This window comes from Bacillus cereus group sp. MG16, assembly GCF_040459875.1.
In the GTDB taxonomy this organism is placed as follows: Bacteria; Bacillota; Bacilli; order Bacillales; family Bacillaceae_G; genus Bacillus_A; species Bacillus_A paranthracis.
Window position 1 is genome coordinate 1,313,564 of record NZ_JARVHE010000001.1, and the last position, 23,655, is coordinate 1,337,218.

Below are 23,655 nucleotides of genomic sequence, written 5' to 3' on the forward strand. Positions count from 1 at the left end.
AAGGTAGGAATTATTTATGCCGTATCTTCTCTCTTTCCTATTATGTCTTTCTTTATCGCCTATTTGGCCCCTTGGTGATAATCCACGTGCCGGTGATCCGTTTATTATTGTAAATAAAGCGACGAATAAACTAGCTTATATTGACGATGGGAAGATTCAAAAGGTTTTTCCAGTCGCGACAGGAAAAACAAATGAATTAACCCCAGAGGGAACTTTTGATATTGTAATGAAAGCAAAGGATCCGTATTATATTGCAAAAGATATTCCAGGGGGATCACCGAAAAATCCACTTGGATCTAGGTGGATGGGATTCAATGCACGAGGAACTGATGGGAGTAAATATGGAATACATGGAACAAACCAACCGAGTTCAATTGGAAAGTATATTTCACAAGGGTGTATAAGAATGAAGAAAAATGATGTGGAGTATTTATTTGATCGTATTCCAATTGGAACGAAAGTGTGGATTGTAAAATCGAAAAAGTCATTTCAGCAATTGGCAAAAGAAAAAGGAGCCATTGCATATGAAAAAGCCAACGAAAAAGTTGGTTTTTTCTATTGTAATAAGTTGTCTTGACATGTGTACATAACCATGCGTTAATGAGAGTATAGAAAGATCAAATTAGATAAAGGAGTTGCTCATATGTACTTGAATCCAAAACTTTCGTATATGCAGTTTTTTATGGGATTTCTATTTATTATTACATTCATATTGGCAACTTTTAATATATGTTCTTATCTTGTAGCGATTGTATGTATGGCATTACTTAATCTTACTTTTGTTATTGGGGCATTTCAGCAGAAACAATATACAAGTTTTGTGATAGCACTTGTAATGTCATTTTTCTTTAGTATTGTAGCGATTGTGCTTTACATAAAATAAACCATCTCGATTTCGAGATGGTTTATTTTATTATGTGTAAAAAGTAAAAAAAGGACGAACAGATCGTCCTTTTTACCAAAACATACTTGCGCCAGCAAGTAATGTTGTTACAAGCATAGAAATTAGCATTACATAAATCATAACTTTTTGAGCTTTTTTATGCATCGTTAAACCTCCTTGCAAATCAGTACAATATCATTGTAACGAGAAATGATATTGTGGACAAGGGGGAGAGAAATGACAAAATTCGAGAAGTGTGTGTAAAGTATAACAGGAAATTTGTATGTACGTAGAGAATATATAAGAATGATAGGGTATAAGTTTTTTGTTATGCAAGCTGAAGAATGGAGATACGATGATGAAAATATATGAAACAAATCGTTTACATTTAAGGGAAATTGATGAGTCGTATGCTGAAAAAGTTCTTCAATATTACGACAGAAATCGTGAATTTTTAAAAGCCTGGGAAGAGTATAGACCGGATGATTTTTTTACGTTAGATTATCAAAAGAAAAAGTTACAAAAGGATAGAAAAGAGATCGCAGAAGGTAAAATCATCAGGCTTTGGATTTTTAAAAAAGGTGATGATACGAAAATAATTGGATGTATTTCATTTAATTTAATTGTGCGTGGAATTTACCAATCTTGTGTACTCGGCTATAAATTAGATAAGGAAGAGTTAAACAAAGGTTATACGACAGAAGCGCTTAGAAAAGCGATTCAAGTTGCTTTTGAGGAATTTCAATTACATCGTATAGAAGCACCGATTATGCCACGAAATTTAGCATCTATACAAGTCGTGACGAAGATAGGTTTTCAGTATGAGGGCGTGTCTAGGAAGATGTTAATGGTTAATGGAGTGTGGGAAGATCATATGCGCTGGGTATTGTTAAATGAGTAATAGAAAGCAGATGGTTATCTAGACATATAAACCGTCTGTTTTTTGTCTTGTATTTCGAAACTTTTGCGAAATTCTGTTATAATTAATAGTGTTACATACATAATGGTAGTGCAGGAGGCGCAGTCTTATGATTAATCAAGAACGTTTAGTAAATGAATTTATGGAGTTAGTACAAGTAGATTCTGAAACGAAATTTGAAGCAGAAATTTGCAAAGTATTAACAAAGAAATTTACAGATTTAGGTGTAGAAGTATTTGAAGATGACACAATGGCTGTTACTGGGCATGGTGCAGGTAACTTAATTTGTACATTACCAGCAACAAAAGATGGTGTTGATACAATTTACTTTACTTCTCATATGGATACAGTAGTTCCTGGTAATGGAATTAAGCCTTCTATTAAAGATGGATATATCTTATCAGATGGTACTACGATTTTAGGTGCAGATGATAAAGCAGGATTAGCATCCATGTTCGAAGCAATCCGTGTTTTAAAAGAGAAAAATATCCCTCATGGTACAATTGAATTTATTATTACAGTTGGAGAAGAATCTGGTCTTGTTGGTGCAAAAGCATTAGATCGTGAGCGCATTACTGCGAAATACGGTTACGCATTAGATAGCGATGGAAAAGTTGGTGAAATCGTTGTTGCAGCTCCAACACAAGCGAAAGTGAATGCGATTATTCGCGGGAAAACAGCGCATGCTGGTGTAGCACCAGAAAAAGGTGTATCTGCAATTACTATCGCAGCGAAAGCAATTGCGAAAATGCCACTTGGCCGTATTGATTCTGAAACAACTGCAAATATTGGACGTTTTGAAGGTGGTACACAAACGAATATCGTTTGCGATCACGTACAAATCTTTGCAGAAGCGCGTTCTTTAATCAATGAAAAAATGGAAGCGCAAGTTGCGAAAATGAAAGAAGCATTTGAAACAACTGCAAAAGAAATGGGCGGTCATGCAGACGTTGAAGTAAACGTTATGTATCCAGGATTTAAATTTGCTGATGGCGATCACGTTGTAGAAGTTGCAAAACGTGCAGCTGAAAAAATTGGTCGTACACCTTCTCTTCACCAAAGTGGTGGCGGAAGTGATGCAAACGTAATTGCAGGACACTGCATTCCAACAGTTAACTTAGCAGTTGGTTATGAAGAAATTCATACAACAAATGAAAAGATTCCTGTTGAAGAATTAGCGAAAACAGCAGAATTAGTTGTTGCAATTATTGAAGAAGTAGCGAAGTAATGTAATAGAAAAAGCGTGTAAATCACAACTGATTTACACGCTTTTTATTTTGATTCGATTGCTTTTACAAGGCGGATAAGCCAATACAAGAAAATCCATGGCAGTATGTAAGTTGTTACTACATGGACTAGGCGAGGGAGAAAACCAGCTATGTTCATATCAAAAATAGGAAGAAGTAAATAATTGATTGCGACGATTAGTATAATTACGAGAAACGTATAATTGAGTTTATCAGTCGATTTCATAATAATCACCCCTTTTTTTGAAATACAAATATATCCACTTTATTTAAATTATAGCAATAAATATGATAGAAAAGAACAAGTAATGATTATAATTATTGTGCAAAATTTGATATAATAAAAGAACGAACGTTCTGATTAGGGGGTGAGTACTATGCGAGAAATGTATCCCAAAAAAGGTCGTGTTATTTTACATGTAGATATGAATTGTTTTTTCGCATCTGTTGAAATTGCTCATGACCCATCATTACAGGGGAAGCCGTTAGCGGTTGCTGGAAATGAAAAAGAAAGAAAAGGAATTATCATCACATGTAGTTATGAGGCGAGAGAATATGGAATACGTACAACGATGCCACTTTGGGAAGCGAAAAGGTTATGTCCACAATTAGTTGTAAGGCGTCCTAATTTTACATTATATCGTGAAGCTTCATTTCAAATGTTTCAAATCCTTTCCCGCTTTACGGAAAAAATACAACCAGTCTCAATAGATGAAGGATATTTAGATATTACAGATTGTTACACACTCGGTTCGCCTCTTGAAATAGCAAAGATGATTCAGCAAGCGTTATTAACAGAGTTACAGTTGCCGTGTAGCATCGGAATTGCTCCAAACCTTTTCCTAGCAAAAACAGCTTCTGATATGAAAAAGCCTCTCGGTATTACCGTGCTCCGAAAACGAGATATTCCAGAAATGATTTGGCCGCTTCCGGTTGGAGCGATGCATGGAATTGGAGAAAAAACAGCTGAGAAATTAAAAGATATTCATATACAAACAATTGAACAGTTAGCAAAAGGAAATGAACATATCATTCGCGCTAAAATTGGAAAGCATGGTGTTGATTTACAAAGAAGGGCAAAAGGTGTGGATGATAGAGAAGTTGATCCGAGTCAAATGGGACAACATAAAAGCGTTGGTAATTCGATGACTTTTTCAAAGGATATGGATGAAGAAAAAGAATTACTTGATATGTTAGAAAGGCTATCAAAATCAGTGAGTAAAAGATTACAAAAGCGAACTCTTGTCAGCTATAATATTCAGATTATGATTAAATATCATGATAGGCGGACAGTAACGAGGAGTAAGCAATTGAAAAATGCCATTTGGGAAGAACGAGATATTTTTCAAGCGGCCTCTCGTTTATGGAAGCAACATTGGGATGGCGATTCCGTTCGTTTATTAGGTGTTACAGCTACTGAAATAGAGTGGAAGACTGAATCGGTGAAGCAATTAGATTTGTTTTCATTTGAAGAAGATGCGAAAGAAGAGCCGCTACTTGCTGTCATTGATCAAATTAATGATAAGTATGGAATGCCGCTTTTACAACGAGGTAGTCAATTATTACGTAAGCAAGAAAAGTCTTTTCAGCAAAAATTAGAAAATAAGTTTATGTAGAAGGTGTCATGAAGCTGTAAATATCATGACACCTTTTATGTTCAACTTGCTTCTAAATCTAATGAAGTTTTCCAACCAGCTGCAGTAACGCCAGATTCTAATAGCATTCTGCTCACTATTTTTTCAATTAAGACTGCTGTATTTGTGTTGCAGTGTAATGTCGCTTGTATACACACTTTTTGATTAGAATCTACGTCTTCACTATACAATTCTTTTAAACCAATGCCTTCAGAACTTACCATATGCATAAGTAAAAAATGAATATGGGCTTCATGTTCTTCTGAACAAGTGAGAGAAAGTAAGTAGTTCGTTTGTTCAGGTGATTCTTCTTTTGATTTCTGATTCATAAAGAGAGCGATTGGGCGAAGTAGTATGTTTGCTAGTAAAACACCAGCTGCACCTAATATAGCTGCAATGAGGAAACCAGCGCCTGTAAGAGTACCAACAGCAGCTGCGCACCATAGGGTAGCCGCAGTATTAAGCCCCCTAATACTAAAACCATCGCGGATAATAACGCCGCCTCCTAAAAAACCAATCCCACTGACGACTTGAGAGGCAATACGTGAAGGGCTAGCATCGTGATCAATCATGACGGATAATAAAACAAATATACAGGCACCAAGTGATACGAGAGCATTTGTCCGTAGCCCAGCCATCCTATGTCTCCATTGTCGTTCCATTCCGATGCAAGCACCTACAATAATTGCAATAAATAATCTTAGTACAATGTCATACCATACCATCATGGTCACCTCCATACATATAAGTCCAAGTTATGTTTTGAGAATGAGCGGGAAGCACCCGCTCATTCTCATTTTTATAACCAGCTATGAAACTTTTTAATATAAAGATTTTTCAGGAATTGTGTTAAGAAAGCATAGCCTAATAGTATTCCTACTAACCAAGGGAAATAGCTAAGTGGTAATGCTTGTAATCCAACGGCTGCTCCAAGTGGCGAGAATGGAATATAAATTCCGATTGCCATAATACAAGCGGTTAATAAAAGAACCGGTACTGATGCGGTACTTTGAATAAATGGAATCTTCTGTGTTCTTATCATGTGAACAATTAAAGTTTGTGTTAGCAATCCAACGACAAACCAACCAGATTGGAATAATGATTGTTCGCTAGCTGTATTTGCACCGAAGACATTCCACATGACCACATAGGTGATGATATCAAATATGGAACTAATGGGACCGATGCAAATAATGAAGTTCCGTAAATTTGCAGTATCCCATTTTCTTGGTTTTTCTAAAAACTCTTTATCCATTTTGTCCCATGGGATAGACAGTTGTGAAATATCATAAAGTAAGTTTTGAATTAAAAGGTGAATGGCAAGCATCGGTAAGAAAGGAATGAAGGCACTTGCTACTAACACACTAAATACATTTCCGAAGTTAGAGCTCGCTGTCATTTTAATGTATTTCAAAATATTACCGAATGTAGTGCGTCCTTCTAAAATACCTGCTTCTAATATCATTAAACTTTTTTCAAGTAGAATAATGTCGGAAGACTCTTTTGCAATATCAGTTGCAGTATCAACACATATGCCAACGTCAGCTTCCCGTAACGCTACGGCGTCGTTAATGCCATCTCCCATATAACCTACAGTGTGTCCGTTTCCTTGTAATACTCGTATAATGCGGGATTTTTGCATTGGATTTAGTTTAGCAAAAACAGTTGTTTCTTCGGCTAGCTTTGCTAATGCTTTATCAGGTAAAGCATCGATTTCGTAACCAAGGATAGGCTCGCCAATATTTAATCCAACTTCTTTACATACCTTTTTTGTCACGATTTCGTTATCACCAGTTAAAATTTTTACTTGTACACCATGTTTTTGTAATGCTTGAATGGCAGTAGCGGCAGATGGTTTCGGCGGATCTAAAAAGCCAATATATCCAGCGAGAATCATATCATTTTCATCTTGTACGGCGTACTCTTTATTATTTGTTGGTCTATTTTTTTTATAAGCTACAGCAATAACGCGCATACCTTCACTATTCAAAGTTTCACTTAGTTGTTTTACATGTAAGCGCATGTCATCGGTAAGAGAAGCAATTTTGCCATCTATTTCAGTGTAGTTGCAAATAGATAAAATTTCTTCTACAGCCCCTTTACAGACCATTGTATATTCACCTGAATTGTTTTTTACAATGACGGACATACGCCGACGAGCAAAGTCAAATGGAATTTCATCTAGCTTTTGAAAAACAGATGGATCAAATTTTTGATTTTCTTCTGTATGTTTTATAACGGCTTTATCTATTAAATTTTTCAATCCTGTTTGATAGAAGCTATTTAAATAGGCAAAGTGTAATACACGATTACATGTATTACCATTAGGATCTAAGTGGCGAACAAGTACAACTTTATCTTCTGTTAAAGTTCCTGTTTTATCGGTACAAAGAATGTTCATAGCACCTAAGTTTTGAATAGAATTCAGCTGTTTTACAATTACTTTCTGTTTAGACATGTTAACGGCACCTTTAGCTAAATTAGCAGTCACAATCATTGGTAACATTTCAGGTGTTAGACCAACTGCGATTGCAATAGCGAAGAAGAAAGCTTCTTGCCAATCCCCTTTTGTGAATCCGTTAATGAGAAGAACGATAGGTGCCATAATAAGCATGAATGTAATTAAAAGCCAGCTTACTTTGTTTACACCTTTATCAAAGCTTGTTTCTACGCGCTTACCGATTACTTTATTTGCTAAAGAGCCAAAATACGTATCGGTACTTGTGGAGATGACAACCGCTCTTGCGCTACCACTTACAATATTTGTCCCCATGAAGCAAAGATTTTCCATATCGAGTGGATTGTAATTTTTTTTCGTGCTTTGCGGTAATAGATGTTTATTTTCAGTATGGTAGCAGTTTTCGTATTTTTCTACAGGAAGTGCTTCTCCTGTTAAAGAAGATTGGTTCACAAATAAATCTTTAGCCGATAAAATACGCACATCAGCTGGAACAATGTCTCCGGCTGAAAGTGAAATAATATCGCCAGGTACAAGTTCCTCAATTGGAATTTCCGTTGTATCAGTTTGCTTTAAAATTTTTACATTTTTTGTTTCGTGTACAAATCCATCTATTCTAAAGACACTCGCCGTTGTTCGAACCATAGCCTTTAACTGCTCTGCAGCTTTTTGAGAACGAAATTCTTGTAAAAAGCGAATCGTTGCACTTAGCATTACCATTACAGATACGACAATCGTTCCTTGTATGTCATCTGTGAAAAAAGAAAGTGCGCCGAGGGCTAATAAAACAAAAATAAATGGATTTTTAAATGCCAGCAGAAATTGAATGTACCACGGTGATGTTTTATTATGAGCTATTTCATTAAGGCCATATAAAGAAAGTCTACGAGACGCTTCTAGTTTAGAGAGCCCATCTTCTGTTGTTTCTAAAAGGCGTAACGCATTGTTTACATCTTGTGTTGCGACTTCCACTAATAATTCGTTATTTGTTTGCATGCTCTCTTGATTGTAAGCATGCTTTGTTTCTTGTCTTTGTATATTTAACATTGGTAGTTCCTCCTTTTTCATGAAGGAGGAAACAAGCTGTTACTCGACTATTTGAAATTAGGAGGAACAGTTTCTTTCCTACCTACATGATGAAATATTAACGTAAAACATATGGGTATCTGGGCCGAATCATCAATTGCCAACTGTTCCTCACCTCCGTACAATTTAGTAGTTTCTGAATATGCTATGTTTGTTTCATAGTAAGGTGCATATATACGTAAAAAGACCTTTACTCAAAACGAGTAAAGGTCTGAATTCGCAGTTAAAAGAGTACACAACAAAGACTGTTAGTAAATATAGATCAAAACAGTTTTGTGTATGACAAAATACATGCACCTCTCCCTCGTTGAGTTTTAGCACTGTATAGCATAGGTACTGAAACCAGCTACGTTAAAAAAGGCCTTCATTCCGACCTTTCCTGTTGACCCATTGGCGTCTCTCGACATTTTTGGGCAGCAGCGTTTCTCTATACAGGAGCCTCACCTAACAGAGACCATATTCAATTACACGTTGAATGTTAGCACTGAAATTTTGTAGTGTCAATATATTTTTTTGAAAACTCAAATAGATTCATCTTAGCTATATAGTAGGAAATAAGAGGGGGTTTTTGGAAATAAGTTTGGAAAATAAATACCGTAATAAACATAAAAAAAGCACTGATTACAGTGCTTTTTTTATAGATTATGAGATTGTAACATTTTCAAAAATAACAATTTCTGAACGATTTGTTGTTGAAACACGTTGTGCATAATATGTTAAAGCTGAAGAAATATATGTTGGTAACGAATCATTTGTATGTGTTGTTGTATATTCATGGATTAATTCTTTCAAAGTCGTCCATTCTAATTGTGCTGGGTGATCAGACACGAAAGAACTTACCCAGCGATCAAATGAAGATGAAAAATCAGTTTGTAAACGAAATGCTTCTTTCATAATAAAACGCTCCCTTAAAATGTAGTATAATCATTTTAACATAAAACACGAACGATATCCAAACTTTTTGAGTATAACGTTCGTGTTATATAGTTGTCTAGATGATTGGTTATGTAAATTCGATTTGCCATTTGAAATAACATTCCGTAAGATGAAAGATAGATTATATAAAGAGCTGGAGGAAAGAAAGTGGAATTTGTATTTTTAGGAACTGGTGCAGGTGTTCCTTCGAAAGGAAGGAACGTTTCAGCAATTGCTTTGCAATTGTTAGAAGAACGAGGACAAACTTGGTTATTTGATTGTGGCGAGGCGACGCAACATCAAATATTACATACATCTGTACGTCCACGCCGCATTGAAAAAATATTTATTACGCATTTACATGGTGATCATATTTTTGGATTGCCTGGTTTATTAGGAAGCCGTTCGTTCCAAGGAGGGACTACACCTTTAACAGTGTATGGACCAAAAGGAATTAAACAATTTATTGAAGTCGCATTATCAGTAAGTACGACACATGTAAAATACCCACTTGAAATTGTTGAGATAACAGAAGAAGGTACTGTGTTTGAAGATAATGAATTTCATGTGGAAACGAAAAGATTGTCACACGGTATTGAATGTTTTGGGTATCGTATTATAGAGAAAGATATACAAGGCGCCCTTTTAGTCGATAAATTGCTGGAGATGGGCGTGAAACCAGGTCCACTCTTTAAACATTTAAAAGATGGAGAAGTAGTTGAATTGGAAAATGGTACGATATTAAACGGAAAAGATTTTATCGGCCCACCTCAAAAGGGAAGAATTATTACCATTTTAGGTGATACGAGATATTGTGAAGCGAGTAGAGAGCTAGCACAAGACGCTGACGTACTTGTTCATGAAGCAACTTTTGCAGCAGAAGATGAACAACAAGCATATGATTATTTTCATTCCACATCTAAGCAAGCTGCAAGTATTGCACTTCAGGCAAATGCAAAACGATTAATATTGACTCATATTAGTTCTCGTTATCAAGGAGATACATATAAGGAATTATTGAAAGAGGCAAGAGAGCTATTTTCTAATACAGAAATAGCTACAGATTTAAAATCATTTCCAGTGGACAGATAATAATGTTGTGAAAAAAATGGTGACGAAAGGTTGCCATTTTTTTATTTCTAAAAAAAAATAAAAATAAAACTGTTATCATTTTATGCTTATATAGGATGAAACAGAAAATTTTAATGATGTAAAGATATAAGATGAAACTACATAGTATCGAGTATTTAGAAAAACTGTTATATAAGTCGGACGACATACAAGTAGTACAAATAGCAAAAATGGATTGTTATTCAGAACTTTTAAAATTCATCAAAAGTAAGCGTTTTATTAAAAACAAGCTATAATGAGGACAGATTATAATTTACTGTAGGCTACATGTGTTTGAGACGTTTATCATAACAAGTGAAGTTGAATAAATTGTGAGAGGGCAACATGGAAATTATAATAGGAAGGACATTACTATTATTTGTATGAAGCCTTTTTCACTTTTTAGCTTTAAGGCATCAAAAGGTATGAAAGCAATGGGCGTTTCACTTGTTTATGCTATGCTTGTAAGGGGTTCTGTGTTAAACTTTGGATTGCTACAAGACTTTACTGTAGATTATCTTATATTATGTGTAAATGAAGGTAATGCTAAGTTTTTTATTTCATATTATAACTGGTATTATTTCAGGATATATCGCTTCACTGTTATTCAAAAACGATCCAATTCGTATAGCGGAACAAATTCGTAGTACAACTGGAAAAGCAACCGATTTGGTAGCTTAATAGAATAGTAAAAAATTTTTTCATAGAGGTTTAGGGGGAGTTATGATGAAGTATCGCTCAGTATTTGATATTATCGGTCCAGTTATGATTGGTCCATCAAGTTCACATACAGCAGGCGCAGCAAGAATGGGGCAAGTTGCTCGCCAGCTGTTTCGTCATGAACCAGAAAGAGTAAGCATTTCATTATATGGATCATTTGCAAAGACGTATCGTGGGCATGGTACAGATGTAGCGCTAATAGGTGGGATATTAGGGTTTGAAACAGATGACTTACGTATTCCAGAGGCGCTAGAGATAGCAAAAGAGCGCGAAATTGAAGTGGAATTTATTGAAGAGGATGCCAATGCACCTCACCCAAATACAGCGAGAATTCGTTTGTATAAAGGTGAAGAAGAAATTGAAGTTGTTGCTTGCTCAATTGGTGGCGGTAAAATTGAAGTTGTAGAATTAAACGGATTCGATCTTCAATTATCAGGCACGAGTCCAGCACTACTTATTGTAAATAACGATCGCTTCGGTGCTATTGCAGCAGTAGCTTCAATCCTTGCGAAACACGAGATTAACATTAGTACAATGAGTGTTTCTCGTAAGGAAAAAGGAAGAAGAGCGCTTATGGTCATCGAAACAGATGAAATATTAGCAGATGAAGTGATTGAAGAAATAAAAGCGCAACAAAATATTTGTCAAGTAACTATTATGGAATAATTGCAGGGGGGACACACCATGTTTCGGAACGCAGCGGAACTAGTGGCGCAAGCTAAAGAACAAAATGTAAAAATCGCAGAAATTATGATTCAATGTGAAATGGAAACAAGAAGTATTTCACGTGAAGAAGTAATTGCTGGTATGGAAAAGAACTTAGTCGTGATGGAGCAAGCGGTAGAACGTGGTATTCGCGGAGTGAAATCACCAACTGGTTTAACTGGTGGAGATGCTGTAAAAGTTCAGGCGTATATGAAGAGTGGAAAAGGCTTATCTGGAGATACGATTTTGGACGCAGTGAGTAAAGCTGTTGCAACAAATGAAGTAAACGCAGCGATGGGAATTATTTGTGCAACACCAACAGCAGGGTCTGCTGGAACAGTGCCAGGTGTACTATTTGCACTAAGAGAAAAATTGCAGCCTACACGTGAAGAAATGATTGAATTCTTATTTACAGCGGGAGCTTTCGGTATGGTTGTTGCGAATAACGCTTGTATTTCTGGTGCAGCGGGAGGATGCCAAGCTGAAGTTGGTTCAGCAAGTGGAATGGCAGCTGCAGCTGCAGTTGAAATGGCTGGTGGAACACAAGAGCAAGCAGCTACAGCGATGGCAATTTCATTAAAGAACATGCTTGGTTTAGTATGCGATCCTGTTGCAGGGCTTGTAGAAGTACCTTGCGTAAAACGTAATGCAGCAGGAGCTGCAAATGCGATGATTTCAGCTGATTTAGCATTAGCTGGTGTAACGAGTACTATTCCATGTGATGAAGTAATTGAGGCGATGTTTAGAATCGGACAAACGATGCCAGTAGCACTTCGTGAAACAGCTGAAGGTGGACTTGCAGCAACACCGACTGGTCGTCGTCTACAAGAAGAGATTTTTGGGAAGACGAATAACTAAAAATATATGTTTATAAAAAATGGAGCTCAAGTAAGATTGAGCTCCATTTTTTATTTTTCTTTTGTTAATTGTTCTAACGTTTTCCCAAGATTATGTGATCGTTGCGCTGCCTGTGTAATACAGGAAATAAGCGCTTGTTGAAATTGGTGTTCTTGTAATACTTCAATGCCCGCTTCGGTCGTTCCACCAGGAGAGGTAATTTCCTTTCGCAAAATAGACGGGTGTTTTTCACTTGCTTTTAGCATTTCAGCAGCACCAATCATCGTTTGGAGAATAAGTGACTTTGCAACATCTTCTTTTAAACCGATTTTTTTTGCAGCTTCTTCTATCGCTTCTACTACGTAATAAATATAAGCAGGCCCGCTTCCGGATAATGCAGTGACAGCATGCATATCTTCTTCCTCTACAACAGAGACGAGACCAATCGTTTCAAATAAAGCTATGGCAGTTTGAATATGTTCTTTTGTTGCATGTTTAGAAGGCGAGATAGCAGTAGCTGATTTTAAAATAGCTGCAGATGTATTTGGCATGGCACGAATAATCGGAACGTCTTTTTGAAGTAGATTTCTAATTGAATGAGTAGAAACACCTGCTAATAACGAAATAATAAGCAGGTTATTATGTATGTCTTCTTTAAAAGGGGTAAGCGCTTCTGCAACATCTTTTGGCTTCATTGCTAGAAAAAGAATATTTGTATTAGTAAGTAGTTCTTTTTTATTATGTGTACCTTTGACACCGTATTTGTTATGTAGCTCCTGTAACCTTGTCTCATTAGAACGATTACTTACAGTAATTTGTTCGCCTTTCACAACATTTGCATGTAACAAGCCACCAATAATCGCTTCAGCAATAGAGCCCGCACCGAGAAAGGAAATGTTTTGAATAGACATGATGTTCCTCCTTTAATTTTGGTTAGAAATTCTTATAAATGTACATACATTCGTTTTTTTCTAGGAAACACCTCTTTTTATCTGAAAATAATGACAAAAATATAAGGAAGTTGTAAACTGAAGAAGTATTCATTTTTGAACCGGAAAGAGACAGGGGGGCTAAGCATGACGGCGATTCACCGAATGGAGATTCCTGTGCCATTTGCAGTTGAAACTGTGAATGTGTTTTTAGTTGAGGGGGAGACATTAACATTAATTGATACAGGGACGAATACAGAAGAGGCAAGAAATGCGTTAGAAAGTCAGTTAGGTACATTAGGATATACGATAGAAGATATTAAAACAGTAGTTATTACGCATCATCATGCGGATCATTGTGGGCTTTTAAATATATTTTCTGAGAAGACGAACATTATTGGACACCCTTGGAATGAGCCGTGGATCACGCAAAATCCAGAATTTTTAAAGCGATATCATGATTTTTTTAGAGAGACGGCTTTACAATTTGGTGTTCCAGCAGCATTTTTGAAAGACGAGGCGTTATTGACGACAAGGACACTGAAATATTCTTGTAATAGATCGTTAACGCATACTGTGAGAGAGGGAGATCGTATTGATTCAATGCCTGGTTTTACAGTAATTGAAACACCGGGTCATGCTTCCACTCATATTTCATTATATAGAGAATCTGATGGAATACTAATTGGAGGGGATGCTCTCATTAGTCATATTTCTTCGAATCCAATATTAGAACCACCATATGAAGGACAAACAGAAAGGGCGCGCCCGTTATTACAATATAATCAAACGTTAAAGCGTTTAAGTGAAATGAATATTTCACGCATTTTATCAGGACATGGAGAAGATGTTCTAAATGTGAAACAACTTATTGAAACGAGATTACAAAAGCAAGAAACACGTGCATTTAAAGTGCTTGAGTTATTAAAGGAAAAACCAATGACAGCATTTGAAGTATGTGTAAAACTATTTCCGGTATTGTATAAGGAACAATTGCCACTTACTATTTCAGAAACGGTTGGACAATTAGACTTTTTAGCATATAATCAACAAGTGATGATTGATGAATCTTCGCAACAATTGATTTATTATGCAAAGTAGGTGACAGCAATGACGGGACGTTTACAAAATAAAGTAATCGTCATTACAGGTGCTTCTAGTGGAATTGGAGAGCAAGTTGCAATGCAAGTTGCAGAGCAGGGGGCGACTCCAGTATTAATGGCTAGAACAGAAGAGAAATTAAAAGCGCTAGCAGACAAAATTAAAGAAACTTATAATACGCCTTGCTATTATTATGTATTAGATGTAAGTGAAGAGATGGGGGTAAAATCTGTTTTTTCAAAAGTATTACAAGAGGTAGGACGTATTGATATATTAGTAAACAATGCAGGATTTGGTATTTTTAAAACGTTTGAAGATGCGTCAATGGATGAAGTGAAAGATATGTTCCAAGTAAATGTATTTGGATTAGTAGCTTGTACGAAAGCGGTACTACCTTATATGGTGAAAAGAAACGAAGGGCATATTATTAATATTGCTTCACTTGCTGGGAAAATTGCAACGCCGAAATCGAGTGCGTATGCAGCGACGAAACATGCAGTATTAGGATTTACGAATAGTTTACGCATGGAGTTGTCTAGTACGAATGTTTTCGTAACAGCGATTAATCCAGGTCCGATAGATACAAACTTTTTTGAAATAGCTGATCAATCCGGTACATATGTGAAAAATATGGGACGATACATGTTAAAACCAACATATGTAGCAGAGCAAATTGTAAAATCGATGCAAACGAAAAAGCGTGAAGTAAACTTACCGAAATGGATGGGCATTGGTCCGAAACTGTATGCTTTATTCCCAGGTTTATTTGAGCGCGTAGCAGGTAAATCATTAAGTAAAAAATAGGAGATTTCCATATGGAAATCTCCTATTTTTTTATCCCGCTTTAATGGGCAGTAAGACCCCCACCTCAAAATGCAGCGAAAGCAAAGAAGTTAGGTGGGGGATCAACTGCCCATAAAAGTCCGATTGGTGAGGGCTGATTAAAGTTTCACTTTATTTTCCAGTCACATAATCGTAAACGATATCCTCAACTGCCTCGTATACATCAATTTTAGTATTTGAATGAATAATCGTTTGAATATGTTTAACAAGCATTTCCTGATCCTCATTTGACATAGGATTACATTGATATTGCTGAAAACTTTTTATAATCATTTTCTCAATTAATTTTTCATTCATGTTTTCCCCGCCTGTATGTACGTATGTATTGTTTTATTGTACTTGAAGTGAAATAAAAAAACTACTATGCAATATTTATGTATAAAAATTCTGTTGTGTATATTGTTTTTCTAGTAAAATTAAGTTTTTTAAGTTTTTAAAATTAATAAATATTTAATTGACTCTATAAATATACAATATTATAATCATACTTAATTTAAAGAATCGATATGAGGAGGAGCATATGAAGGTCGCGATTATTGGAGCAACTGGGTATGGAGGTATTGAATTAATTCGGTTATTAGAGCAACATCCATATTTTTCGATAGCATCTCTCCATTCTTTTTCACAAGTTGGCGAGTGTATAACAAATGTATATCCGCATTTTCAAAATGTTCTTGTTCATACGTTACAAGAAATTGATGTGGAGGAAATAGAGAAGGATGCAGAAATTGTATTTTTGGCAACCCCGGCAGGAGTATCAGCAGAGCTAACTCCAAAATTATTAGCAGTAGGTTTAAAAGTAATTGATTTATCTGGAGACTTTCGTATGAAAGATCCTTTCATATATGAACAGTGGTATAAAAGGACAGCTGCAAAAGAAGGAGTCCTTAGGCAAGCAGTATATGGGTTAAGTGAATGGAAAAGGTCCGAAATTCAAAAGGCAAATTTAATTGCAAACCCAGGATGTTTTGCTACAGCTGCATTATTAGCGACATTGCCATTAGTTCGTAGCGGCATAATTGAAGAAGATTCGATTATTATTGATGCGAAATCAGGAGTATCTGGAGCAGGAAAAACGCCAACAACGATGACTCACTTTCCTGAGTTATACGATAACTTGCGTATTTATAAAGTAAATGAGCATCAACACGTTCCTGAGATTGAGCAAATGCTTGCGGAGTGGAATAGGGAAACGAAGCCAATCACGTTTAGTACACATTTAATACCGATATCACGGGGAATTATGGTTACACTTTATGCGAAAGTAAAACGAGAAATGGAAATAGAACAACTTCAAAAATTATATGAAGAAACGTATGAACAAGCGTCTTTCATTCGAATTTGTACGCAAGGAGAGTTTCCAAGTCCGAAAGAAGTGAGGGGCTCAAATTATTGTGATATGGGGATAGCTTACGATGAAAGAACAGGAAGAGTGACAGTCGTTTCTGTTATAGACAATATGATGAAAGGTGCGGCTGGGCAAGCAATTCAAAATGCAAACATAATAGCGGGACTAGAAGAAACAACAGGTTTACAACATATGCCGCTTTATCTATAAGGGGGGACATGATGATTAAAGTAGCGTCTATTACAAAAGTAGAAAATGGTTCGATTGTAACTCCAAAAGGTTTCTCGGCCATTGGCACTGCAATTGGTTTGAAAAAAGAGAAAAAGGATTTAGGGGCAATCGTTTGTGATACACCAGCATCATGTGCTGCTGTTTATACAACAAATCAAATACAAGCAGCTCCCTTGCAAGTAACGAAGGATAGTATAACGACTGAGGGGAAATTACAAGCTATTATTGTCAATAGTGGAAATGCAAATGCTTGTACGGGAATGAAAGGATTACAAGATGCTTATGAGATGCGTGCATTAGGGGCGAAACATTTTGGAATGAAAGAAAATTACGTTGCAGTAGCTTCAACAGGTGTAATTGGTGTTCCGCTGCCGATGGATATAATTCGAAATGGGATTGCTACTCTTATCCCGGCGAAGGAAGAAAGGGAAGCTCATTCTTTTTCTGAAGCGATCTTAACGACGGATCTTATAACGAAAGAAACTTGTTATGAAATGGTGATTGATGGGAAGAAAGTGCTGATTGCTGGTGTTGCGAAAGGTTCAGGGATGATTCATCCAAATATGGCAACGATGCTAAGTTTTATTACGACAGACGCTCATATAGAGCATGACGTATTGCAAACCGCATTATCACAAATAACGAATCATACATTTAATCAAATTACGGTGGATGGCGATACTTCTACGAATGATATGGTCATCGCTATGGCAAGTGGATTATCAGAAACGAAACCAATCGATATGGAACATGCAGATTGGGAAACTTTCGTATTTGCCTTACAGAAGGTATGTGAAGATTTAGCAAAAAAAATTGCACAAGATGGTGAAGGCGCTACGAAGTTAATAGAAGTAAATGTGCTAGGAGCTCAAACGAATGAAGAGGCAAAGAAAATCGCAAAACAAATAGTCGGTTCGAGTCTTGTGAAAACAGCAATACATGGTGAAGACCCAAACTGGGGGCGAATTATTAGCAGCATTGGACAAAGTGAAGTAGCGATTAATCCAAATACAATTGATATTACTCTTCAATCTATCGTTGTGCTGAAAAATAGTGAACCTCAAATGTTTTCTGAAGAGGAAATGAAAATGAAATTACAAGAACATGAAATTATGATTGATGTGTATTTACATTTAGGAGAAGAGACCGGATCAGCTTGGGGCTGTGACTTAAGTTATGAATATGTGAAAATAAACGCTTGTTATCGTACATAAGGAGAGGGAAGATGAGCGATTATATTGTAGTGAAATGCGGCGGTAGTATGTTGGATCAATTAAATGATGTGTTTTTTGATTGCATAAAGAAATTACAACAGAAGTATAAAGTAGTGATTGTTCATGGTGGTGGCCCAGAAATTGATGCCCAATTAAAAGATTGTAACATCAACGTAGAAAAAAGAGATGGATTACGGGTAACACCAAAAGAAGTTATGGATGTTGTTCAAATGGTGTTATGTGGAAGTACGAATAAAAAACTCGTAATGAATTTACAAAAGCATAATTTACGAGCGGTAGGTTGTTCAGGATGTGACGGCAATCTACTGCAAGTTCAACCTGTCAGTGAGGAGATAGGATATGTGGGAAAAGTAAGGTATGTCGAAACGGCCTTACTAAAAGGATTAATAAATATGAATTATATTCCTGTTATTGCTCCGGTCGGCATAAATGATAATGAGATTTATAACATAAATGCGGATACCGCTGCAGCTGGGATTGCGGCCGCATTATCTGCAAAAGAACTCATTTTTATTACGGATGTAGATGGGATATTACGTGAAGGGAAATTGGTAAAGAAAACAGATGAGCCTGAAATTGCAACTCTTATAGAAAAAGGAGTTATTACAGGCGGGATGATTCCGAAAGTACAGGCAGCACTAGCATCATTAAAAATGGGAGTGCCAAAGATAAGTATCGTAAATGGTACAAAAGATTTTACGGAAGATACAGGAGAATGTATCGGAACGACGGTAACGAGGGGCGTGAGTATTGCATGACAAGTCATCTTTTTCAAACGTATGGGAGAAGAAAGATTGAGTTTGTAAAGGGAAAAGGAACGAAAGTCATTGATAATAACAGTAAGCAATATTTAGATTTCACATCAGGAATCGGTGTATGTAATTTAGGACATTGTCATTCTACTGTTATGAAAGCTGTACAAGAGCAACTGCATGAAATATGGCATATATCTAACCTGTTTACAAACAGCTTACAAGAAGAAGTCGCGTCATTATTAACAGAAAACATAGCATTAGACTATGTGTTCTTCTGTAATAGCGGGGCAGAGGCGAATGAAGCTGCTTTGAAGCTAGCCCGTAAGCATACTGAAAAATCTCTCGTCGTAACATGCGAGCAATCTTTTCACGGTAGAACATTCGGAACGATGAGTGCGACGGGACAAAATAAAGTGAAAGAAGGATTTGGTCCGCTCCTTCCCTCTTTTTTACATACGCCTTTTAACGATATAAAGGCATTAGAGGAAGTAATGAATGAAGAAGTTGCGGCAGTAATGATAGAAGTTGTTCAAGGAGAGGGAGGAGTCATACCTGCTGATCTATCTTTTTTGAAAGCGATTGAAGCATTATGTAAGAAGTTCGGGTCCTTATTTATTATAGACGAAGTCCAAACAGGAATCGGAAGAACAGGGACATTATTTGCTTACGAACAAATGGGAATAACACCTCATATCGTTACTACTGCTAAGGCGCTTGGAAATGGCATTCCAGTTGGAGCAATGATTGGCCGGAAAGAACTTGGAATATCGTTTCCTGCAGGGTCACATGGTTCAACGTTTGGTGGAAATTATATTGCAATGGCTGCGGCGAAAGAAGTATTGCAAATAACTAAGAAACCATCGTTTTTAAAAGAAGTAAAGGAAAAGGGCGAGTACGTATTACAGAAGTTGCAAGAGGAATTACGACATGTCGAATGTATTCAAAATATACGTGGTAAGGGGCTTATGGTTGGAATTGAATGTACGCATGAAGTTGCAAGTTTTATAGAACAACTAGAAGAAGAAGGACTTCTCGTATTACAAGCAGGACCTAATGTTATAAGACTATTACCGCCACTTATTGTAACGAATGAAGAACTAGAACAGGCAGTATATATGATAAAAAAAGTAGTTTGTACAAAAAACGTATCAATCATATAAGGGGGAATTTTCATGTCAACTGTACAAGTACCGAAATTAAATACGAAAGACCTTTTAACACTAGAAGAATTAACGAAAGAAGAAATTATTTCTTTAATTGAGTTCGCAATATATTTAAAAAAGAATAAGCAAGAGCCTTTACTGCAAGGCAAAATATTAGGTCTTATATTTGATAAGCATTCAACTCGTACTCGTGTATCTTTTGAAGCAGGAATGGTACAGCTCGGGGGACATGGTATGTTTTTAAGTGGAAAAGAGATGCAAATGGGAAGAGGAGAAACCGTTCCAGATACTGCGAAAGTATTATCGCAGTATATTGACGGGATTATGATACGTACATTCTCACATGCGGATGTAGAAGAGCTTGCAAAAGAATCGAGCATACCTGTTATTAATGGATTAACGGATGACCATCATCCTTGTCAAGCATTGGCAGACTTAATGACAATATATGAAGAAACAAATACATTTAAAGGAATAAAATTGGCTTACGTAGGTGACGGAAATAATGTATGTCATTCATTGTTGTTAGCGAGTGCAAAAGTCGGAATGCATATGGCTGTTGCAACACCTGTAGGGTATGAACCGAATGAGGAAATCGTAAAAAAAGCATTAGCGATTGCTGAAGAAACAGGGGCGAAAATTGAAATTTTGCATAATCCTGAACTAGCGGTGAGTGAGGCAGATTTCATTTATACTGACGTTTGGATGAGCATGGGGCAAGAGGGAGAAGAAGAGAAATATACTTTATTTCAACCATACCAAATTAATAAAGAACTTGTTAAGCATGCGAAGCAAACGTATCGTTTCTTACACTGTTTACCTGCCCATCGTGAAGAAGAAGTAACAGGCGAAATTATTGATGGACCAAAATCTATCGTATTTGAGCAAGCCGGTAATCGATTGCATGCGCAAAAAGCATTATTAGTAAGTTTATTTAAAAATGTAGAAGAGCTTTCCTAAATGATGTACACCTCCAGTTGTTAGATATAAATAACTGGAGGTGTGCTTTTTTATATTGAAATGTCGTATGTATATTTGGTTAACCATCTTTATATCATTTATAATAAAAAGAGTAAACTAAATTTGTTTTTCATATCATGTAAGGACATACTAGATAAAAAAATATAGTTAAAGAGATGATGAATTTGAAAACAACTAAGAAAACATATTCGTTTTTTCAGCGGATGTGGAGAATATTAAAGTTTCAATATTATAAGTTGCTTCGATCGCCAGAAGGAGCGAAGAAAGTATCGTTAGGTTTTGCGATTGGTTTTGGTTTAGAGATGTTGGTTATATATACAGCATCACTCGTCTATTTAATATTTTATCCAATCGTCAGGTTAGCAAAGGGATCTTTTCCTGCCGCGGTGATTGGCAATATTATTGGAAAAATATCGTTTCTCCCAGTAGTTTTATTTCCGCTTGCGTATGCGCTAGGGAAAATGATTTATCCATTTCATGTGCAAAAAATACATCATGAACCCTTTACGATATCGGACTTGTTTTCAAGTCACATTTTTACGATATTAAAGAGCTTATTACAGAGTGAAGTGTATGTATTAATTGGAATGACGATTTTAGGGGTTGTGTTTGGTGTAGTTTCATATTTCGTTGTGCATTATTTATATGAAAAGAACCGTAAGTTACGTTTGAAGAACAGAAAGAAAAGAGTGAGAGAACCACTCATGCAAATATAAAGAGTGTCACACTCATTTTCTCCTTTGAATATGTTTAAGAAAAAGGAGGAGAGAATGAATGTATTATTATTACGTACCGCAAGTATATCCATATGTAAATTATTATCCGGTTTATGATACGAGTAGGCAATATGAATTATATCGACAACAACAACTACCGCAAATACCATCGCAACAACCTACGCAAGATCAAAAACCATATTTAACGACATGGCCATATTCAAATGTATACTATGGTAATTATTACGAATCATAAAGCTGCTTCTATTTAGAAGCAGCTTTATGCGTTTGTTTTCAAAATTAAATTTTGAATGGTTTGAAGAGAGTGAATGAGTTTTTCACGTTCTTCCTCAGATAACGTTTGGAAATTTTCTTTTAATTTGTCTAAAATGAATTGTTGATACTGATTTACTAACAATTTCCCTTCAGCTGTCAGGGAAATTAAAATGACCCGTCGATCTTTTTCGCTATAATGACGCTCAATTAGTTCTTCTTGGATCAGTTTGTTTAATAGAGGTGTCATGTTAGGCCGTGAAATCGCTAGCCGCTTGCCGATTTCGGAAACTGCTAATGTGTCATTTTCATGCAGAAGCAGTAATACTTGTGTATGTGATGGCGGCATATGTCTTTGAGAAGAAAATTCTCCAGGAAGCATAAATTTGCGATAAAAAAGAGGCACTAGCGAAAGAAGATGATCAACAATACGTTCCCACTCGCGTGATTCCATATAAAGGCCCCCTTCCACTCTCATTGTAACAAAAAAGACATGTTATAAAAATAGAATTGTTTCATGTGAATTTTAATATTTGTAGGCCAACACTTTTTTTGTAAAGGAATCGGCAATAATTGAATAGCCTTTATCATTAGGGTGTACTTGGTCAAAGAGTAATTCTTTCTTATCATTTGATATTAATTTGCGAATTGGTAAAACGATAGATGGTTGATTTGCTTTTGCAATGGAATAAACAGATTCATTCCAGCCGTCTAAAAACATATCTGCATAACTTGCGATGGAGTCATCGAGTTGTAACGGGTTATAGAGTTCAGAAAGAATGAGTAAAGCATCCGGATTTTGATCTCGGACTGTCTTTACAATATTTTTTACATCCGCTTCAAAATGAGCTTTTTCTTTATTTAACATTTTAATACCGTCTATAACACCGACATCACGATTTAAGCGAAACAAATTATTTCCCCCAATATTAATTGTAATAATATTGGCTGCTCTAATTTTTTGCTTTACATCTTCTGATTCAACCTTTTTAGCGAGACGATCTGTTGTAAGACCGTTTATCCCAAGGTTTTCTACAGTAATTGGTTTATGAATTTGTGCTTCTATTTGTTTAGAGGCTAATTCAGCAAATCCACCTTGTGTCGATCCATATCCTTTGGCGAGCGAATCACCTAGTACGAGATGATAAAAGGAATCGTTTGTTTGCTTATCAATCCAACTTGGAGTAGATGTTTTTTCTGTTTTTTCTTCGGGTTCATTTTGTTTTGTCTCATCGTTCTTTTCAAAATAAGAATAAGAAATGATTAGAAGGAGGAGACAAACAATTGTTAAGATGACTTTTTTCATAAATTCATCCTCCTTGTAATTGGTAATTGTATCATATTCAGCAGTATTAACAATGTAAGGGCATATTATATGTTTATGAAAAGTTTACAATAACTTTACAGAAAATTTGTAGAAGTATGTCAAAAAATATTGACGATATGAAAGTACATTATATATGATAATGTCAGATAAGATGAAATTTTAATTAGTAGGGCTTTATTTCCCGATGAGTAAAATCTCACTAATCTAGCGTTTAAGAGGACTACTCATTAGCGCAGGAT

At 36.0% G+C, this 23,655-nt stretch carries 27 protein-coding genes and 1 riboswitch; of the genes, 18 read left to right on the forward strand and 9 right to left on the reverse strand.

Annotated elements, in window-relative coordinates:
• The first annotated feature begins 16 nt into the window (after positions 1-16).
• Positions 17-577 carry a L,D-transpeptidase gene (locus tag QCI73_RS06890; RefSeq protein ID WP_001146556.1) on the forward strand — a complete coding sequence of 187 codons (561 nt, stop codon included), beginning with the start codon at positions 17-19 and terminating at the stop codon, positions 575-577.
• 66 nt (positions 578-643) lie between these two features.
• On the forward strand, positions 644-883 hold the full coding sequence (locus QCI73_RS06895) for a DUF3894 domain-containing protein (RefSeq protein WP_000281163.1): 240 nt from the start codon (positions 644-646) through the stop codon (positions 881-883).
• Between the two features lie 72 nt (positions 884-955).
• Here QCI73_RS06895 and prli42 read toward each other — a convergent pair whose 3' ends face one another.
• Complete coding sequence (gene prli42 / locus QCI73_RS06900) at positions 956-1,048, reverse strand: stressosome-associated protein Prli42 (protein WP_000549038.1); 93 nt, start codon at positions 1,046-1,048, stop codon at positions 956-958.
• A gap of 190 nt (positions 1,049-1,238) precedes the next feature.
• Between prli42 and QCI73_RS06905 the strand changes: the two genes are divergently transcribed.
• Both QCI73_RS06905 and QCI73_RS06910 read left to right on the forward strand, forming a co-directional pair.
• Complete coding sequence (locus QCI73_RS06905) at positions 1,239-1,784, forward strand: GNAT family N-acetyltransferase (RefSeq protein ID WP_001993297.1); 546 nt, start codon at positions 1,239-1,241, stop codon at positions 1,782-1,784.
• A 127-nt stretch (positions 1,785-1,911) separates the two neighbouring features.
• Entirely contained in the window at positions 1,912-3,030 is a 1,119-nt protein-coding gene (locus QCI73_RS06910) for a tripeptidase T (RefSeq protein ID WP_353822689.1), read from the forward strand.
• 44 nt (positions 3,031-3,074) lie between these two features.
• Here QCI73_RS06910 and QCI73_RS06915 read toward each other — a convergent pair whose 3' ends face one another.
• Positions 3,075-3,275 carry a hypothetical protein gene (locus QCI73_RS06915; protein ID WP_000842873.1) on the reverse strand — a complete coding sequence of 67 codons (201 nt, stop codon included), beginning with the start codon at positions 3,273-3,275 and terminating at the stop codon, positions 3,075-3,077.
• A gap of 151 nt (positions 3,276-3,426) precedes the next feature.
• Here QCI73_RS06915 and QCI73_RS06920 point away from each other — a divergent pair, with 151 nt between their 5' ends.
• Complete coding sequence (locus tag QCI73_RS06920) at positions 3,427-4,665, forward strand: DNA polymerase IV (protein WP_070806811.1); 1,239 nt, start codon at positions 3,427-3,429, stop codon at positions 4,663-4,665.
• A 41-nt stretch (positions 4,666-4,706) separates the two neighbouring features.
• Here QCI73_RS06920 and QCI73_RS06925 read toward each other — a convergent pair whose 3' ends face one another.
• The 3 genes from QCI73_RS06925 to QCI73_RS06935 form a co-directional block, all read right to left on the reverse strand.
• Positions 4,707-5,408 (reverse strand): MgtC/SapB family protein, encoded by a 702-nt coding sequence (locus QCI73_RS06925; protein WP_353822690.1) that lies wholly within the window; start codon positions 5,406-5,408, stop codon positions 4,707-4,709.
• A gap of 74 nt (positions 5,409-5,482) precedes the next feature.
• Positions 5,483-8,188 (reverse strand): magnesium-translocating P-type ATPase, encoded by a 2,706-nt coding sequence (gene mgtA, locus QCI73_RS06930; RefSeq protein ID WP_353822691.1) that lies wholly within the window; start codon positions 8,186-8,188, stop codon positions 5,483-5,485.
• Positions 8,189-8,518: 330 nt separating this feature from the next.
• Positions 8,519-8,686, reverse strand: a riboswitch (M-box (ykoK) riboswitch).
• A gap of 183 nt (positions 8,687-8,869) precedes the next feature.
• Positions 8,870-9,121, reverse strand: a complete 252-nt coding sequence (locus QCI73_RS06935; protein ID WP_000656494.1) for a DUF3932 family protein — start codon at positions 9,119-9,121, stop codon at positions 8,870-8,872.
• Between the two features lie 189 nt (positions 9,122-9,310).
• On the opposite strand from QCI73_RS06935, the gene rnz reads away from it, so the two are divergent.
• The 4 genes from rnz (at position 9,311) to sdaAA (ending at position 12,535) form a co-directional block, all read left to right on the forward strand.
• Positions 9,311-10,234: a ribonuclease Z gene (gene rnz / locus QCI73_RS06940; RefSeq protein WP_353822692.1), complete on the forward strand. Its 924-nt coding sequence runs from the start codon at positions 9,311-9,313 to the stop codon at positions 10,232-10,234.
• Positions 10,235-10,795: 561 nt separating this feature from the next.
• Positions 10,796-10,933 carry a hypothetical protein gene (locus QCI73_RS06945; protein WP_154214285.1) on the forward strand — a complete coding sequence of 46 codons (138 nt, stop codon included), beginning with the start codon at positions 10,796-10,798 and terminating at the stop codon, positions 10,931-10,933.
• Positions 10,934-10,978: 45 nt separating this feature from the next.
• Positions 10,979-11,638: an L-serine ammonia-lyase, iron-sulfur-dependent subunit beta gene (sdaAB, locus tag QCI73_RS06950; protein ID WP_000877446.1), complete on the forward strand. Its 660-nt coding sequence runs from the start codon at positions 10,979-10,981 to the stop codon at positions 11,636-11,638.
• Positions 11,639-11,656: 18 nt separating this feature from the next.
• Positions 11,657-12,535, forward strand: coding sequence for an L-serine ammonia-lyase, iron-sulfur-dependent, subunit alpha (sdaAA, locus tag QCI73_RS06955; RefSeq protein ID WP_000489463.1), 879 nt, complete (start codon positions 11,657-11,659; stop codon positions 12,533-12,535).
• Positions 12,536-12,585: 50 nt separating this feature from the next.
• Here sdaAA and proI read toward each other — a convergent pair whose 3' ends face one another.
• Positions 12,586-13,425, reverse strand: coding sequence for a pyrroline-5-carboxylate reductase ProI (gene proI, locus QCI73_RS06960; RefSeq protein WP_353822693.1), 840 nt, complete (start codon positions 13,423-13,425; stop codon positions 12,586-12,588).
• 165 nt (positions 13,426-13,590) lie between these two features.
• Between proI and QCI73_RS06965 the strand changes: the two genes are divergently transcribed.
• Positions 13,591-14,544: an MBL fold metallo-hydrolase gene (locus QCI73_RS06965; RefSeq protein WP_000125138.1), complete on the forward strand. Its 954-nt coding sequence runs from the start codon at positions 13,591-13,593 to the stop codon at positions 14,542-14,544.
• Between the two features lie 9 nt (positions 14,545-14,553).
• Entirely contained in the window at positions 14,554-15,348 is a 795-nt protein-coding gene (locus QCI73_RS06970; protein WP_000147803.1) for an SDR family NAD(P)-dependent oxidoreductase, read from the forward strand.
• 150 nt (positions 15,349-15,498) lie between these two features.
• On the opposite strand, the gene QCI73_RS06975 is transcribed toward QCI73_RS06970, so the two are convergent.
• Positions 15,499-15,684, reverse strand: coding sequence for a YqzH family protein (locus tag QCI73_RS06975; protein WP_046197857.1), 186 nt, complete (start codon positions 15,682-15,684; stop codon positions 15,499-15,501).
• Between the two features lie 223 nt (positions 15,685-15,907).
• Between QCI73_RS06975 and argC the strand changes: the two genes are divergently transcribed.
• From argC to QCI73_RS07010, 7 genes are all read left to right on the forward strand, one after another.
• Positions 15,908-16,945, forward strand: coding sequence for an N-acetyl-gamma-glutamyl-phosphate reductase (gene argC, locus QCI73_RS06980; protein ID WP_353822694.1), 1,038 nt, complete (start codon positions 15,908-15,910; stop codon positions 16,943-16,945).
• An 11-nt stretch (positions 16,946-16,956) separates the two neighbouring features.
• Positions 16,957-18,180, forward strand: coding sequence for a bifunctional glutamate N-acetyltransferase/amino-acid acetyltransferase ArgJ (gene argJ / locus QCI73_RS06985; RefSeq protein WP_327922523.1), 1,224 nt, complete (start codon positions 16,957-16,959; stop codon positions 18,178-18,180).
• Between the two features lie 11 nt (positions 18,181-18,191).
• Positions 18,192-18,959, forward strand: a complete 768-nt coding sequence (gene argB / locus QCI73_RS06990) for an acetylglutamate kinase (protein WP_353822695.1) — start codon at positions 18,192-18,194, stop codon at positions 18,957-18,959.
• Positions 18,956-20,116 (forward strand): acetylornithine transaminase, encoded by a 1,161-nt coding sequence (locus QCI73_RS06995; RefSeq protein WP_353822696.1) that lies wholly within the window; start codon positions 18,956-18,958, stop codon positions 20,114-20,116. Before argB ends, QCI73_RS06995 begins: the two co-directional genes overlap by 4 nt.
• A gap of 12 nt (positions 20,117-20,128) precedes the next feature.
• Complete coding sequence (gene argF, locus QCI73_RS07000) at positions 20,129-21,079, forward strand: ornithine carbamoyltransferase (protein WP_327922525.1); 951 nt, start codon at positions 20,129-20,131, stop codon at positions 21,077-21,079.
• Positions 21,080-21,255: 176 nt separating this feature from the next.
• The gene (locus QCI73_RS07005; protein ID WP_014893525.1) at positions 21,256-21,816 is read left to right on the forward strand and encodes a DUF2062 domain-containing protein; all 561 of its coding nucleotides are present in this window, start codon (positions 21,256-21,258) and stop codon (positions 21,814-21,816) included.
• Positions 21,817-21,874: 58 nt separating this feature from the next.
• The gene (locus QCI73_RS07010; RefSeq protein ID WP_000291952.1) at positions 21,875-22,072 is read left to right on the forward strand and encodes a hypothetical protein; all 198 of its coding nucleotides are present in this window, start codon (positions 21,875-21,877) and stop codon (positions 22,070-22,072) included.
• 24 nt (positions 22,073-22,096) lie between these two features.
• Here QCI73_RS07010 and QCI73_RS07015 read toward each other — a convergent pair whose 3' ends face one another.
• Both QCI73_RS07015 and QCI73_RS07020 read right to left on the reverse strand, forming a co-directional pair.
• A complete protein-coding gene (locus tag QCI73_RS07015; protein WP_353822697.1) occupies positions 22,097-22,543 on the reverse strand; it encodes a MarR family winged helix-turn-helix transcriptional regulator in 447 nt (148 codons plus the stop codon).
• A 72-nt stretch (positions 22,544-22,615) separates the two neighbouring features.
• Complete coding sequence (locus QCI73_RS07020; protein WP_000755837.1) at positions 22,616-23,395, reverse strand: GDSL-type esterase/lipase family protein; 780 nt, start codon at positions 23,393-23,395, stop codon at positions 22,616-22,618.
• Positions 23,396-23,655 lie beyond the last annotated feature (260 nt).